Below are 14789 nucleotides of genomic sequence, written 5' to 3' on the forward strand. Positions count from 1 at the left end.
GCGCGAATGCCAAAAAAGAGCCTGCCGCTGTTTCTCTTCACCCTACAGAAGGAGTTTGCGATGCGTTACGCACATCCCGGCGAGCCCGGCGCCCTGTTCAGCCTGAAGGCAACCTACGGCAACTATATCGACGGCCGGTTTATCGAGCCGGTCGGCGGCAGCTACTTTATGGACACCTCGCCCATCGACGGCAGCGATGTTGGACAGTTCCCGCGCTCCGGTGCGGAAGATATCGAGCTGGCGCTGGATGCCGCCCACCGCGCGGCGGAGGCGTGGGGGAAAACGCCGGTGCAGCAGCGCTCGAACCTGCTGCTGCAGGTCGCCGACCGCATTGAAGCCAATCTGGAAATGCTGGCGCTGGTGGAGAGCTGGGACAACGGCAAGCCGGTGCGCGAAACCCTCAACGCCGATCTGCCTCTGGCGGTGGATCACTTCCGCTATTTCGCCGGCTGCCTGCGCGCCCAGGAGGGCAGCACCGCCGAAATCGACGAGCATACCGTGGCCTACCACTTTCACGAGCCACTGGGGGTGGTGGGGCAGATAATCCCCTGGAACTTCCCGCTGCTGATGGCCGCGTGGAAGCTGGCTCCGGCGCTGGCGGCGGGCAACTGCGTGGTGCTCAAGCCCGCCGAGCAGACGCCGCTCAGCATTACCGTCCTGCTGGAGCTTATCGGCGATCTGTTCCCCGCCGGGGTACTGAACGTGGTGCAGGGCTTTGGTAAAGAGGCCGGGGAGGCGCTCGCCACCAGCCGGCGCATCGCCAAAATTGCCTTCACCGGATCAACCCCGGTGGGGCGGCACATCATGGCCTGCGCGGCGCAGAACATCATCCCCTGCACCGTTGAGCTGGGCGGCAAGTCGCCGAACATCTACTTTGCCGACGTGATGGACGGCGAGGCGTCGTTTATTGATAAGGCGGTTGAGGGGCTGGTGCTGGGCTTCTTTAACCAGGGCGAGGTTTGCACCTGCCCGTCGCGGGCGCTGATCCACGAATCTATCTACGCGCCGTTTATGGAGCGGGTGATGGCCAAAGTCAGCGCCATCCGCCGCGGCGATCCCTTTGATACCGACACCATGATCGGCGCCCAGGCGTCGCGGCAGCAGTTCGATAAAATCCTCTCCTATATCCAGATTGCACGGGAAGAGGGCGGGCAGATCCTCACCGGCGGCGAGCGCGCCTCCATCGCCCGGGAGCTGGATAACGGCTTCTACATCCAGCCGACGTTGATTAAAGGCAGCAACGAGATGCGCTGCTTCCAGGAGGAGATTTTTGGCCCGGTGATCGGCGTCACGACCTTCAAAGACGAGGCCGAGGCGCTGGCTATCGCCAACCAGACCCAGTTCGGGCTGGGGGCGGGGGTCTGGACGCGGGATACCAATCTTGCCTACCGGATGGGGCGCGGTATTAAGGCGGGCCGGGTGTGGACCAACTGCTACCACGTTTATCCCGCCCACGCGGCGTTTGGCGGCTACAAGCAGTCGGGGGTGGGTCGCGAGACGCACAAGATGGCGCTGGACGCCTATCAGAACACCAAAAACCTGCTGGTGAGCTACGGTACCGATCCGCTGGGGCTGTTCTAACCTCCCAGCCTCAACGAGGCCGCCTCCGGTCGGCCTCGTCTTTTCTCCCTGCGAAGCGCCCCTCTGCCACTGCCCCTTCTCTTTTCTGCCGCGTCGGTGCAATACCGTCGGTATTTATCGGCGACCAATGTCAAAAAAATGAAACGTTGTTTTGATTTTAATTGAAACCGGACAGAGGCGGGCATAATATAGCCATTACAAAAACAAAACGGCTTTTCATTTATACCCGGCGTACTTCAAACCACTCGAATTACCCAGGGTATATGTCCTGATTGTACAGCCAACATCTTTGACTACTGCCCGGAGGTGACCTTGGAGGTCAGACAAAGCATTCACAGCGCCCACGCGAAAACGCTGGACACCCAGGGACTACGCGACGAGTTCCTGGTCGAAAAAATCTTTGAGGCCGACGCCTACACCATGGTGTACAGCCACATCGACCGCATTATCGTCGGCGGCATTATGCCGGTGGCGCAGACCGTTTCCGTCGGCGGCGAGGTAGGCAAGCAGCTCGGGGTCAGCTATTTCCTCGAGCGCCGCGAGCTGGGCGCAATCAACATTGGCGGGCCGGGCTCGATAACGGTGGACGGCGAGCGCTACGACATCGGCCACCGCGACGCGCTGTACGTGGGGAAAGGCGCAAAAGAGGTGGTGTTTGCCAGCGACGATGCCGCCCGTCCGGCTAAGTTTTACTACAACAGCGCCCCGGCCCACGCGGCGTTTCCCACCAAAAAGGTCACCCCGGCTGACGTTGCGCCGGTGACGCTGGGAGACAATCTCACCAGCAACCGCCGCACCATCAATAAATATTTTGTGCCCGACGTGCTCGACACCTGCCAGCTCAGCATGGGCCTCACCGAGCTGGCGCCGGGCAATCTGTGGAATACCATGCCCTGCCATACCCACGAGCGGCGCATGGAGGTCTACTTCTATTTCAATATGGACGACGACGCCTGCGTCTTTCACATGATGGGCCAGCCGCAGGAGACGCGCCATATCGTGATGCACAACGAGCAGGCGGTCATCTCGCCAAGCTGGTCAATTCACTCCGGGGTGGGCACCAAAGCCTATACCTTCATCTGGGGAATGGTCGGCGAGAACCAGGTTTTTGACGATATGGACCACGTGGCAGTTAACGATCTGCGCTAGCAGGCAACACTTTTTTGCCTGCCTGGCGCGGGCGCTTACTGAATAAGGAATGACTATGATCCTCGATACATTTTCTCTGGCAGGTAAAGTTGCCGTCGTAACCGGCTGCGACACCGGCCTCGGACAGGGTATGGCGCTGGGCCTTGCGGAAGCGGGCTGCGATATTGTTGGCATCAACCGCGTTGAACCGGCAGAAACTATCGCTAAAGTTGAAGCGCTGGGCCGCCGCTTCCTCAGCCTCAACGCCGATCTGAGCAAGATTGATGCGATCCCGCAGCTGCTGGAGCGCGCAGTGGCGGAGTTTGGCCACCTCGACATTCTGGTGAATAACGCCGGGATCATTCGCCGCCAGGACGCGATCGAGTTTAGCGAGCAGGACTGGGACGACGTGATGAACGTCAACATCAAAACCGTGTTCTTCATGTCTCAGGCGGTGGCGAAGCAGTTTATTAAGCAGGGCAGCGGCGGCAAAATTATCAATATCGCCTCGATGCTGTCGTTCCAGGGCGGGATCCGCGTGCCGTCCTACACCGCGTCGAAAAGCGGCGTGATGGGCGTAACCCGCCTGCTGGCTAACGAGTGGGCGAAGCACGGTATTAATGTTAATGCTATCGCGCCGGGCTACATGGCCACCAACAATACCCAGCAGCTGCGCGCCGACGAGCAGCGCAGCGCCGAAATCCTCGACCGCATTCCCGCCGGCCGCTGGGGCCTGCCTGACGATCTGAAGGGGCCGATTGTGTTCCTCGCGTCCGGCGCCTCTGACTACATTAACGGCTACACCGTGGCGGTGGACGGCGGCTGGCTGGCCCGCTAATTCCTCTCTTCGCCGCCCGGTTTCGGGCGGCGCTTCACCTTTTGTCGTAAAAAAATAGCCAAATCCCCGCGCGCCTGTTTCACTATGGATTCACTAAGGAAAAACACTAACAGGAGCAACAAACGTGAAAACCATTGGCTTACTGGGCGGTATGAGCTGGGAGTCCACCATTCCCTACTACCGGCTGATCAACGAAGGCATCAAGCAGCGCCTCGGCGGTCTGCACTCGGCGAAAATCCTGATGCACAGCGTTGATTTTCAGGAGATAGAGGCCTGCCAGTCGTCGGGAGAGTGGGATAAAGCGGGGGAGATCCTCGCCGACGCCGCCGCCGCGCTGGAGAGTATTGGCGCCGAGGGGATAGTGCTGTGTACCAATACCATGCATAAAGTGGCGGCGCCCATCGAAGCCCGCTGCGGCGTGCCGTTTCTGCATATTGCCGACGCCACCGGGCGGGCAATTGCAAAGCAGGGGCTGCGCAACGTGGCGCTGCTGGGCACCCGTTACACCATGGAGCAGGATTTCTACCGCGGGCGGCTGGAGCAGGCGTTTGGCATCAGTAGCCTGGTCCCCGAAGCCGACGACCGCGCCCGCATCAATCAGATTATCTTCGACGAGCTGTGCCTCGGCACCTTCAGCGATGCTTCCCGCGACTACTATCTTGAGGTGATTGCCCGCCTGGCGGCGCAGGGCGCCGAGGGGGTAATTTTCGGCTGCACCGAAATTGGCCTGCTGGTCCCCGCCGAGCGCAGCCCGCTGCCGGTGTTCGACACCGCGGCGCTGCACGCGTCGGACGCGGTGGAGTTTATGCTTTCCTGACCGCGTCGAGCCGCGCCTCCAGCGGCTCGGTGATGGCGTGCAGGTGGCTTTGCACATCGGCCACCAGAGCGTCCACCAGCGCGGAGGCGGGGCGGTGCAGAGGCCGCACGAGGCTAACGGTAAAAGGGACTTCCACGCTGAAGCGGCGGATAGCAACGCCGCTGTCGGCGTAGTCCAGCGCCGTGAGCGGGTTGACCACTGAGATCCCCATTCCGGCGCGCACCATCGCGCACACCGACGCCGCGCTGTGGGTCTCCACGGCCATTCTGCGCTTCACCCCGCGCTCGGCGAACAGCCCGTCCAGCAGCTGCCGGTAGCTGTCCGCCCGGGACAGGCTGATGTAGTTTTCGCCCTCGAAATCCTGCGGCGTCAGCTGCGCTTTTTGCGCCAGCGGGTGCGCCTGGGGCAGGACGCACACTTCGTTTAAGGTCAGCAGCGGCGTGCTGCGGGTGCCCGGCGGTGCGTGCTGCGTCTCCGTCAGGCCCAGATCGTGGCGCTGGGCGGAGAGCCACTCCTCCAGCAGCGGCGACTCCTGGGGCACAATCTGCAGGCTGACCTCGGGATAGCGGGCCAGAAACGGCGACAGCAGCGCCGGCAGGAGCGACTGGGAGAATACCGGCAGGCAGACGATGGAGATCTCGCCCTGGCGGAACTCGCGCAGGCTTTCCGCGACGTTAACGATGCGCTCCAGCCCGTACCAGGAGCGCTGCACCTCTTCGAACAACCTGAGTCCCTGCACCGTGGGCTGCAGACGCCCGCGCACGCGCTCGAACAGCGTCAGGCCCAGCACTTTTTCCAGGCGCGCCAGCTCGCGGCTTACCGTGGGCTGGGACGTGTGCAGCATCGCCGCCGCCCCGGTGGCGTTGCCGGCGGTCATTACCGCGTGGAAAATTTCAATCTGGCGTAGATTTACTGCGGGCATGGCAGCTCCTTGCTGTTTCAGGCTGGCGAGCGCAGGGCTCGCCGGTGAGTTTCAGGTATATCAGTTTTGCATGAAGTCGCCAAAAAACGATATTTTTTATTACTGCGCGCCTGTGGCGTAATCATGAAAAGCCTTTTAACACGGAGTTTCACCATGCCGCGCCCGCTCAGCAGTACCGATACCGACCTTAACGCCGCTAACCTCCTGCGCCTGCCCGCCGAATTCGGCTGCCCGGTGTGGGTTTACGACGCGGCGATTATTCGCCGGCAGATAGCGAAGCTGGCGCAGTTTGACGTGGTGCGCTTCGCCCAGAAAGCCTGCTCGAATATCCATATCCTGCGCCTGATGCGTGAGCAGGGGGTGAAGGTGGATTCGGTATCGCTGGGGGAGATCGAGCGCGCGCTGGCCGCCGGGTACGATCCGCTTAACCACCCGGACGACGTGGTGTTTACCGCCGACGTGATCGACGAGGCGACCATCGCCCGGGTCAGCGAGCTGAACATTCCGGTCAATGCCGGTTCAGTGGATATGCTGGCCCAGCTCGGCGCGGTGTCGCCGGGGCATCGGGTCTGGCTGCGGGTTAATCCCGGCTTCGGCCACGGCCACAGCCAGAAAACCAACACCGGCGGCGAAAACAGCAAGCACGGCATCTGGTACAGCGATCTGCCGGACGCGCTGGCGGTGATGCAGCGCCACGGCCTGAAGCTGGTGGGCATTCACATGCATATCGGCTCCGGGGTGGACTACGGCCATCTGGAGCAGGTGTGCGGCGCGATGGTGCGCCAGGTGGTGGAGTTTGGTCAGGATCTGGAGGCGATCTCCGCCGGCGGCGGCTTGTCGATCCCCTATCGCGAAGGCGAGGAGGCGATCAACACCGATCACTATTACGGCCTGTGGAATGCCGCCCGGGAGCAGGTGGCGCAGCATCTGGGGCATCCGGTGAAACTTGAAATTGAGCCGGGGCGCTTCCTGGTGGCGGAGTCCGGCGTGCTGGTGGCGCAGGTGCGCAGCGTGAAGAACATGGGCAGCCGCCACTTTGTGCTGATCGACGCAGGGTTCAACGATCTGATGCGCCCGTCAATGTACGGCAGCTATCACCATATCAGCGCTCTGGCGGCGGACGGGCGCGATCTGAGCGCCGCAGCGGCGGTTGAAACGGTGGTGGCCGGGCCGCTGTGCGAATCCGGCGATGTCTTCACCCAGCAGGAAGGCGGCACCGTGGAAACCCGCCTGCTGCCGGCGGTGGTGCCGGGAGATTATCTGGTGCTGCACGATACCGGCGCCTACGGCGCGTCCATGTCCTCCAACTACAACAGCCGCCCGCTGCTGCCGGAGGTGCTGTTTGATAACGGCGCGGCGCGGCTTATCCGCCGCCGCCAGACCATTCAGGAGCTGCTGTCGCTGGAGCTGCTCTGAAAGTAGGGCCCCGGCATAACGGAATCCCGCAATACCAGGGTGCCGGTAAACGGCGGGATAGCCTCGATTGGCTGCCCGCCGGCAAGCTTAATGGCCTGGTCGATGGCGGTGGTGATCATGTTGTCGATGGGCAGATAGACCGAGGAGAGCCCCGGCTCCAGCCAGCGGGCGCTGGGGGCATCGTCGAAGCCGAACAGCGACACGTCCTGCGGGATGCGCAATCCGGCCTGATAGAGCGCCTTTGACGCACCCAGCGCCATATCATCATTGCAGGCAAACAGCGCGCTGAAGCGCACGTTATCCGCCAGCAGCGCCTGGCACAGTTCGTAGCCCAGCGACATCTCCGCATTGCCGTATTTGACTCTTGCCTGATCCCAGGGAATGCCGTGCTTCTCCAGCGCCCGGCGGTAGCCCTCAAGGCGCGCTTTGCCGGTGGGGGTATGGATAGGCACGGTGATGCAGGCGATGTCCCGGTGGCCCTGAGTAATCAAATAATCCACCGCCTGAAAAGCGGCGTCCTGCTGCTCGAAGAAGACGCAGCGGTCCCGGGCGAGGCTCACATCGCGGTTGATCACCACCAGCGGCGTTTTAATCGACTCAATCAGCGCCATAATGGTCTTTTCGCGCATAAAGCGGGTGTAGAGCACGATGGCGTCGCACTGCCGGTCGTCCAGCATCTGCACCGCGCGCTCTTCGTGTTCCGGGATGTCGTGGCCGTCGGTGACGATAAGCTGCTTGCCGTGACTCTCCGTCTGGCGGGAAGCCTGCTGCAGCAGGCGGCCAAAATAGAAACCGTCAAAGGTGGACACCACCAGTCCGATGCTGTTGCTGGTCTGGTTCGCCAGCGAACGTGCGAGAAAATTTGGGCGGTATCCCAGCTCTTCCATTGCTTTAAACACCTGCTGCCGGGTGCTCTCTTTGACCTGTCCGGTTCCGTTCAGCACGCGGGACACCGTGGCTTTTGACACGCCGGCGCGCAGTGAAACATCCAGCATAGTTGCCATTGTTATTTCCTGATGTGGCTTGATTAATGCAGTTTATCACAGAGATTCAAGGGCATATCCGCTACGTTCGCCGCAAATATTCATCGCGATCACGCTTTGCAGCGAAAGCCGCGAAAAGCCGCACAAACTGCGGTGTTCCAGCCGGGGGGCAAACTTTGCTATATTCTCGCCGCCGAAAAATTGTGCACCTTTTTCTTTTCCCGGGACAGCCGCAGTGAAGATCCAGCCCCTTTATGAAGTTCCGCACCACGCCAGGCAGATAACCGACTGGCTGTGGCAGGCGTTTGGCGGCGTAGCCACGCCGCGCGAGTTTTTTGCCAGCATCATTGAACACAGCCAGCAGCCGGATGCGCTGCCGCTCACCTTTGTGTTGACCGACGGCGGCAAGCCGCTGGCAACCGTTGGGCTGTGGCGCTGCGATTTAGTCAGCCGCCAGGATCTCTATCCGTGGATGGCGGCGCTATACGTCGATGAAGCGGCGCGCGGGCAGGGGCTGGCGGGGATGCTGCAGGCGCATGTCCAGAACTATGCCCGCGAGCGTGGATACCGGCAGCTGCACCTCTATTCTGCCTGCGTGGGCTTTTACGAGCGCTTCGGCTGGCAGTACATCGGCGACGGCATTGAAGTGCCCGCCACCACCGTGCACCTCTATCGCTACAGCCTCTGATCTTCTGCCAGCGCCGCCACCGATTGGCGGCGCACCAGCGTCGGGCTGAACAGGTGGGTTATCTCCGGCAGCGGCCGCTTTTCCGCCAGCGCCAGCGCCAGCTCTGCCGCCTGGGTCGCCATTGTCACGATGGGATAGCGTACGGTGGTCAGGCGCGGACGCACGTAGCGCGAGATAAGCACGTCGTCGAAGCCGATCAGGGAGACTTCCCCGGGCACGTCAATGCCGTTATCGTTAAGCACCCCCATGGCGCCGGCGGCCATCGAGTCGTTATAGCAGGCAACGGCGGTGACGTTTTTGCCGCGCCCGAGCAGTTCGGTCATTGCCAGTTCGCCGCCGCTTTCGTCCGGTTCGGCAAAGGTCACCTGTCGCTCGTTGCAGGGCAGCCCGCTCTCTTTCAGGGCGTCGTAATAGCCCTGCAGCCGGTCTTCGGCATCCGAAATCGCGTGATTTGAGCAGAGATAGCCAATGCGGGTGTGTCCCTGCTGGATCAGATGGCGGGTGGCAAGCCAGGCACCGTAGCGGTCGTCGAGGGCCACGCAGCGGGTTTCAAAACCGGGCACGATGCGGTTAATCAGCACCATGCCCGGAATTTGCTTCATCAGGGCGATCAGTTCGCTGTCCGGCAGAGCCTTAGCGTGAACCACCAGCGCCGCGCAGCGGTGGCGGATCAGCTGCTCGATGGCCTGACGCTCTTTATTCTCGTTGTGGTAGCCGTTACCGATGAGCAGGAAGTTGCCGGTGCGATAGGCCACCTGCTCGGCAGCTTTGACCATTGCGCCGAAGAAGGGATCGGAAACGTCGCCCACCACCAGCCCTACGGTTTCAGTGGCCTGCTGGGCCAGCGCCCGGGCGTTGGCGTTGGGATGGTAATTGAGGGCTTCCATCGCGGTAAATACCGCTTCCCGGGACGCATCGCTGGCTTTCGGCGAGTGGTTAATCACCCGCGATACCGTTGCCACCGAGACGCCGGCCAGCCGGGCCACATCCTTAATCGTCGCCATATCCTGCCTTCCTCTTGGGTAAACGCTTACACTGCCCCAGTGTTATGGAAAAGGCCGCGTGGTTCAAGGGAGTATCGTAACAGGCATACGCTTTTTGTGATGGGGCAAACGGCAGCCTGTGAAAAAGTTACACCGCTTCACCGGGCGAAGTAATGGCGAAGTAATAATGAAAAAGCCAAATCAAACCTTTGCTTACACTTTGCGATGCGCTGTTGCGAATGTTCGCTAGAGAGGAGGGTTGCAGGATTGTTACTCTGATTGTCCCAGAGGTATTGATAGGTGATGTCTACCCGTCAGGGTGACAATCAGAATTACACCGGCCTGCGCAGATGCGCAGGTTTTTTTTTGCCTCCGCCCGCAGGCCCTGCCGTCACGGCATTTTGTGCCTGCCCTGTATTAAAAAAACTGCCTCCCGCGCGGTCTTATTTTTGTCCGATTATTCCGCTTTTACGCTGATTTCGCGCCATATCTCATGTACTCTGCCACAATTCTTAAATTGCAAATTCTCTTATAGCAAACGGAGTTGATATGCTTTTTGCCTTTTTTCGATCGCTTTTCAGAGTGCTGTTTCGCGTCAGGCTGACGGGCGACACGGATGTGCTCAAGCTACCAAAAGTGCTGATTACGCCGAACCACGTCTCTTTCCTCGACGGCATGCTGCTGGCCTTGTTCCTGCCCGGGCGTCCGGTCTTTGCGGTGTACACCTCCATCAGCGAGAAGTGGTTTATGCGGGCGCTGAAGCCGCTGCTCGATTTTGTGCCGCTCGATCCCACCAAGCCGATGTCCATCAAGCATCTGGTGCGGCTGGTGGATCAGGGCCGCCCGGTGGTTATCTTTCCGGAAGGGCGCATTTCGGTCACCGGTTCGCTGATGAAAATCTACGACGGCGCGGCGTTCGTGGCGGCCAAATCTCAGGCTACCGTGGTGCCGCTGCGTATTGAGGGCGCCGAGCTGACCTTCGCCAGCCGCCTGAAAGGGCTGGTCAAGCGCCGCCTGTTCCCGCGCATTACCCTGCACCTGCTGCCGCCGACGCAGCTGCCGATGCCGGACGCTCCCCGCGCCCGGGACCGTCGCCGCATCGCCGGGGAGATGCTGCACCAGATTATGATGGAAGCCCGCATGGCGGTGCGCCCGCGCGAAACCCTGTACGAGGCGCTGCTGTCGGCGCAGTACCGCTACGGCGACCGCAAGCACTGCGTGGAGGACATCAACTTCCAGCCGGACAGCTACCGCAAGCTGCTGACCAAGACCCTGTTCGTGGCGCGCATTCTGGAAAAATACAGCCGGCCCGGCGAACGCATCGGCCTGATGCTGCCTAACGCCGGCATCAGCGCGGCGGTGATCTTTGGCGCCGTCGCCCGCGGGCGTATCCCGGCGATGATGAACTACACCGCCGGGGTCAAGGGGCTGTCCAGCGCCATTACCGCCGCCGAAATCAACACCATTTTCACCTCCCGCACCTTCCTTGATAAAGGCAAGCTGTGGCACCTGCCGGAGCAGCTGACCCAGGTGCGCTGGGTGTTTCTCGAAGATCTTAAGGGCGATGTTACCGCTAAAGACAAGCTGTGGATTTTTGGCCATCTGCTGGCGCCGCATCTGGCGCAGGTGCCGCAGCAGCCGGAAGATGATGCCATCATCCTGTTTACCTCCGGCTCGGAAGGACATCCGAAAGGCGTGGTGCACAGCCACAAGAGCATCCTGGCGAACGTCGAGCAGATAAAAACCATCGCCGACTTTACTGCCCGGGACCGCTTTATGTCGGCACTGCCGCTGTTCCACTCCTTCGGCCTGACCGTTGGCCTGTTTACCCCGCTGTTTACCGGCGCGGAAGTGTTCCTCTACCCGAGCCCGTTGCACTACCGCATCGTGCCGGAGCTGGTCTATGACCGGAACTGTACCGTGCTGTTCGGCACCTCGACTTTCCTCGGCCACTACGCGCGTTTTGCCAATCCCTACGATTTCTTCCGCCTGCGCTACGTGGTGGCCGGCGCGGAAAAACTGCAGGAGAGCACGAAACAAATCTGGCAGGACAAATTTGGCCTGCGCATCCTTGAGGGCTACGGCGTGACCGAGTGCGCGCCGGTGGTCTCCATTAACGTGCCGATGGCGGCGAAGCCGGGCACCGTGGGCCGCATTCTCCCCGGCATGGACGCCCGCCTGCTGGAAGTGCCCGGCATTGAGCAGGGCGGACGCCTGCAGCTTAAAGGGCCGAACGTGATGAACGGCTACCTGCGGGTGGAAAATCCCGGCGTGCTGGAAGCACCCGCGGCGGAAAACCCGCAGGGCGAGCTGGAGAAGGGCTGGTACGACACCGGCGATATCGTGCTGTTCGACGAGCAGGGCTTTGTAAAAATTCAGGGCCGCGCCAAGCGCTTTGCCAAAATTGCCGGCGAAATGGTCTCGCTTGAAACGGTGGAGCAGCTGGCGCTGGCGGTCTCGCCGGACAAGGTTCACGCCACCGCAATCAAGCAGGATGCCAGCAAGGGCGAGGCGCTGGTGCTGTTCACGACCGACAGCGAACTGACCCGCGACAAACTGCTGCAGAACGCCCGCGCCAGCGGCGTACCGGAGCTGGCGGTGCCGCGCGATATCCGCTTCCTCAAGCAGATGCCGCTGCTCGGCAGCGGCAAGCCGGACTTCGTAACGCTGAAGAGCATGGTCGATGAAGGGGAGCAGCCGAATGAGTAAGTTAGCGCCTGCTAACACGTCCCTGTGGTCGAAAGGCATGCTGGCGGTGGTTTGCGCCCAGTTCCTGTCGGCCTTCGGCGATAACGCGCTGCTGTTCGCCATTCTGGCGCTGATGAAGCAGCAGTTTTATCCCGACTGGAGCCAGCCGGTGCTGCAAATGGTGTTTGTGGGCGCTTACATTGTGCTGGCACCGTTTGTCGGGCAGTTTGCCGACAGCTTCCCGAAAGGCCGGGTAATGATGGTGGCCAACAGCATGAAGCTTATCGGCGCGGCGGCGATTTGCGCGGGGGTGAATCCATTTATCGGCTATACCCTGGCGGGCATCGGCGCGGCGGCGTACTCCCCGGCGAAGTACGGCATTCTCGGCGAGCTGACCACCGGCGATAAGCTGGTGAAGGCGAACGGCCTGATGGAGTCCTCGACCATTGCCGCGATCCTGCTTGGCTCAATGGCCGGCGGAGTGCTGGCGGACTGGCACGTACTGGCTTCCCTGATCCTGTGCGCCGTGGCCTATGCCGGCGCGGTGGTGGCAAACCTGTTTATCACGCCGCTGCCGGCGGCGCGTCCCGGCCAGTCGTGGCATCCCGCGGCAATGACCGGCAGCTTCTTCTCCGCCTGCAAAACCCTGTGGTACAACCACGAAACGCGCTTCTCGCTGGTGGGCACCAGCCTGTTCTGGGGGGCAGGGGTGACGCTGCGCTTCCTGCTGGTGCTGTGGGTGCCGGTGGCGCTGGGGATAACCGATAACGCCACGCCGACCTACCTTAATGCGATGGTGGCGGTGGGGATTGTGGCCGGCGCGGGCGCTGCGGCGAAGCTCATTAGTCTTGATACTGTCGGACGCTGCATGCCGGCGGGCATTCTGCTCGGCGGCGTGGTGATTGTCTTCGCGCTGCAGCACGCGCTGCTGCCCGCGTACCTGCTGCTGTTCCTGCTCGGTATCTGCGGCGGTTTCTTCGTGGTGCCGCTCAACGCGCTGCTGCAGGAGCGCGGCAAGGGCAGCGTCGGCGCCGGCAACGCTATTGCGGTGCAGAATCTCGGCGAAAACAGCGCGATGCTGATTATGCTCGGTCTCTATTCGCTGGCGGTGATGGTGGGTATTCCGGTGGTTGGCGTAGGGATTGGCTTCGGCGCGCTGTTTGCGCTGGCGATCGCGGCGCTGTGGTGGTGGGGACGCCGCCAGGCCTAAGATAAAAAGGGCTTCCATCGCGGAAGCCCTTTCTGTTTACGGTGCCGGGTAGGTATAAACCTGATGCACCGCTTCTATCTCGGCCAGCACCTCTTCGCTCAGCGTCAGATGCAGGCTTTCAACGTTGGTCTTGAGCTGCTCCATCGTGGTCGCGCCCAGCAGCGTGCTGGCGACAAACGGCTGCTGGCGAACGAAGGCCAGCGCCATCTGCGCCGGATCGAGACCGTGGCGTTTAGCAATATCCACGTAGGCGGCAACGGCTTTCTGCGACTGCTCGCTGCTGTAGCGGGTGAAGCGGCTGAACAGCGTATTGCGCGCCCCGGCGGGCTTCGCGCCATTGAGGTACTTACCGGTTAGCGTACCGAACGCCAGGCAGGAGTAGGCCAGCAGCTCCACGCCTTCGTACTGGCTGACTTCCGCCAGACCGACTTCATAGCTGCGGTTCAGCAGGCTGTAGGGATTCTGAATCGTGACGATGCGCGGCAGATCGTGCTTGTCGGCGAGGTGCAGATAGCGCATCACGCCGAAGGCGGTTTCGTTTGAGACGCCAATGTAGCGAATTTTTCCCGCCCGCTGAAACTCGGCCAGCGCTTCCAGCGTCTCCAGCAGCGTAATCACCGGCTGGGACTCGGTCCACTGATAGCCCAGCTTGCCAAAGCAGTTGGTCGCGCGCTGCGGCCAGTGAACCTGGTAGAGATCGAGATAATCGGTTTTCAGGCGGGTCAGGCTGTTATGCAGCGCGTCGCGGATATTCTTGCGATCCAGCGCCTGGTTCGGGCGGATGCCGGCGTCGCTGTTGCGGCTCGGGCCGCTGACTTTGGAGGCAATAACCAGCTTCTCGCGGCTGCCGCGCTTCTCCAGCCAGTTGCCGACGTAAGTTTCAGTCAGGCCCTGGGTTTCCGGGCGCGGCGGCACGGGATACATTTCAGCGACATCAATCAGGTTGATGCCGGCAGAGACAGCATAATCAAGCTGTGCGTGGGCGTCGGCTTCACTGTTTTGTTCACCGAACGTCATTGTGCCCAGCCCGAGCGTGCTGATTTCCAGCGAGCTGTGGGGGATACGGTGATAATGCATAGCCGTCTTCCTTATCTATATCAACGGCGTCAGGCGCGTCAGGCGGCTGACAAAGGAATATAAACATGGCAGAAGCGGAGAAAAAGCGGAAGTGAAAAAAGTAAAAAGGCCAGCGCAGCTGACCTGATTTTCCTAGCGTTTAATAATCTGAGAGACGTCGTCCCGGTTGATCTGCATGGCGTTACCCTGCTGGTCTTCGTAGCTAATAAGACCGGTATCGTCGTCAACTTCGGGTTTACCGTCAGTCAGAATCATTCGTCCATCTTTGGTTGCCATCACGTAGTCGCTGCTGCAACCTGAAACTGCAATCGCTAACCCAACAGCAGAAATTAATACTCCCCATTTTTTCATTGTTATACCTCTTAATTGATCGCGCGGCGCCCGTATGCTTACCATTAATAGCGTATCGGAGGATAACTGGAAAGGGACAAAATCTTAAAAGACTGTGCTGTAGCCCA

At 61.1% G+C, this 14789-nt stretch carries 13 protein-coding genes; 8 read left to right on the forward strand and 5 right to left on the reverse strand.

Features of this window, described 5'->3' with window-relative positions; translation table 11 throughout:
* Positions 1-60 precede the first annotated feature (60 nt).
* The 4 genes from QZ766_RS11845 (at position 61) to QZ766_RS11860 (ending at position 4364) form a co-directional block, all read left to right on the forward strand.
* On the forward strand, positions 61-1581 hold the full coding sequence (locus tag QZ766_RS11845) for an aldehyde dehydrogenase family protein (protein ID WP_297202109.1): 1521 nt from the start codon (positions 61-63) through the stop codon (positions 1579-1581).
* Between the two features lie 312 nt (positions 1582-1893).
* Positions 1894-2730 carry a 5-dehydro-4-deoxy-D-glucuronate isomerase gene (gene kduI / locus QZ766_RS11850; RefSeq protein WP_297202112.1) on the forward strand — a complete coding sequence of 279 codons (837 nt, stop codon included), beginning with the start codon at positions 1894-1896 and terminating at the stop codon, positions 2728-2730.
* Positions 2731-2785: 55 nt separating this feature from the next.
* Positions 2786-3547, forward strand: coding sequence for a 2-dehydro-3-deoxy-D-gluconate 5-dehydrogenase KduD (gene kduD / locus QZ766_RS11855; RefSeq protein ID WP_297202115.1), 762 nt, complete (start codon positions 2786-2788; stop codon positions 3545-3547).
* Positions 3548-3671: 124 nt separating this feature from the next.
* Positions 3672-4364 carry an aspartate/glutamate racemase gene (locus QZ766_RS11860; protein WP_297202118.1) on the forward strand — a complete coding sequence of 231 codons (693 nt, stop codon included), beginning with the start codon at positions 3672-3674 and terminating at the stop codon, positions 4362-4364.
* Here QZ766_RS11860 and QZ766_RS11865 read toward each other — a convergent pair.
* Positions 4351-5286, reverse strand: coding sequence for a LysR family transcriptional regulator (locus QZ766_RS11865; protein WP_297202121.1), 936 nt, complete (start codon positions 5284-5286; stop codon positions 4351-4353). The two genes, QZ766_RS11860 and QZ766_RS11865, sit on opposite strands and share 14 nt — an antisense overlap.
* A gap of 153 nt (positions 5287-5439) precedes the next feature.
* Here QZ766_RS11865 and lysA point away from each other — a divergent pair, with 153 nt between their 5' ends.
* The gene (gene lysA / locus QZ766_RS11870; RefSeq protein WP_297202124.1) at positions 5440-6702 is read left to right on the forward strand and encodes a diaminopimelate decarboxylase; all 1263 of its coding nucleotides are present in this window, start codon (positions 5440-5442) and stop codon (positions 6700-6702) included.
* Here the strand turns inward: lysA and QZ766_RS11875 are convergent.
* On the reverse strand, positions 6672-7706 hold the full coding sequence (locus tag QZ766_RS11875; RefSeq protein WP_297202127.1) for a LacI family DNA-binding transcriptional regulator: 1035 nt from the start codon (positions 7704-7706) through the stop codon (positions 6672-6674). The genes lysA and QZ766_RS11875 overlap by 31 nt on opposite strands.
* A gap of 214 nt (positions 7707-7920) precedes the next feature.
* Between QZ766_RS11875 and QZ766_RS11880 the strand changes: the two genes are divergently transcribed.
* Positions 7921-8373: a GNAT family N-acetyltransferase gene (locus tag QZ766_RS11880; protein ID WP_297202130.1), complete on the forward strand. Its 453-nt coding sequence runs from the start codon at positions 7921-7923 to the stop codon at positions 8371-8373.
* On the opposite strand, the gene galR is transcribed toward QZ766_RS11880, so the two are convergent.
* Entirely contained in the window at positions 8361-9377 is a 1017-nt protein-coding gene (gene galR, locus QZ766_RS11885) for an HTH-type transcriptional regulator GalR (RefSeq protein WP_297202133.1), read from the reverse strand. The genes QZ766_RS11880 and galR overlap by 13 nt on opposite strands.
* Before the next feature lie 528 nt (positions 9378-9905).
* On the opposite strand from galR, the gene aas reads away from it, so the two are divergent.
* Both aas and lplT read left to right on the forward strand, forming a co-directional pair.
* Positions 9906-12065, forward strand: a complete 2160-nt coding sequence (gene aas / locus QZ766_RS11890; protein ID WP_297202136.1) for a bifunctional acyl-ACP--phospholipid O-acyltransferase/long-chain-fatty-acid--ACP ligase — start codon at positions 9906-9908, stop codon at positions 12063-12065.
* A complete protein-coding gene (gene lplT, locus QZ766_RS11895; RefSeq protein ID WP_297202139.1) occupies positions 12058-13254 on the forward strand; it encodes a lysophospholipid transporter LplT in 1197 nt (398 codons plus the stop codon). Before aas ends, lplT begins: the two co-directional genes overlap by 8 nt.
* Positions 13255-13290: 36 nt before the next feature.
* Here lplT and QZ766_RS11900 read toward each other — a convergent pair whose 3' ends face one another.
* Complete coding sequence (locus QZ766_RS11900; protein ID WP_297202142.1) at positions 13291-14331, reverse strand: NADP(H)-dependent aldo-keto reductase; 1041 nt, start codon at positions 14329-14331, stop codon at positions 13291-13293.
* A 132-nt stretch (positions 14332-14463) separates the two neighbouring features.
* Entirely contained in the window at positions 14464-14682 is a 219-nt protein-coding gene (locus tag QZ766_RS11905; protein WP_297202145.1) for a YgdI/YgdR family lipoprotein, read from the reverse strand.
* Positions 14683-14789 lie beyond the last annotated feature (107 nt).

Origin of the sequence: uncultured Pluralibacter sp. (assembly GCF_913775985.1) — a bacterium.
Taxonomy (GTDB): Bacteria; Pseudomonadota; Gammaproteobacteria; order Enterobacterales; family Enterobacteriaceae; genus Pluralibacter.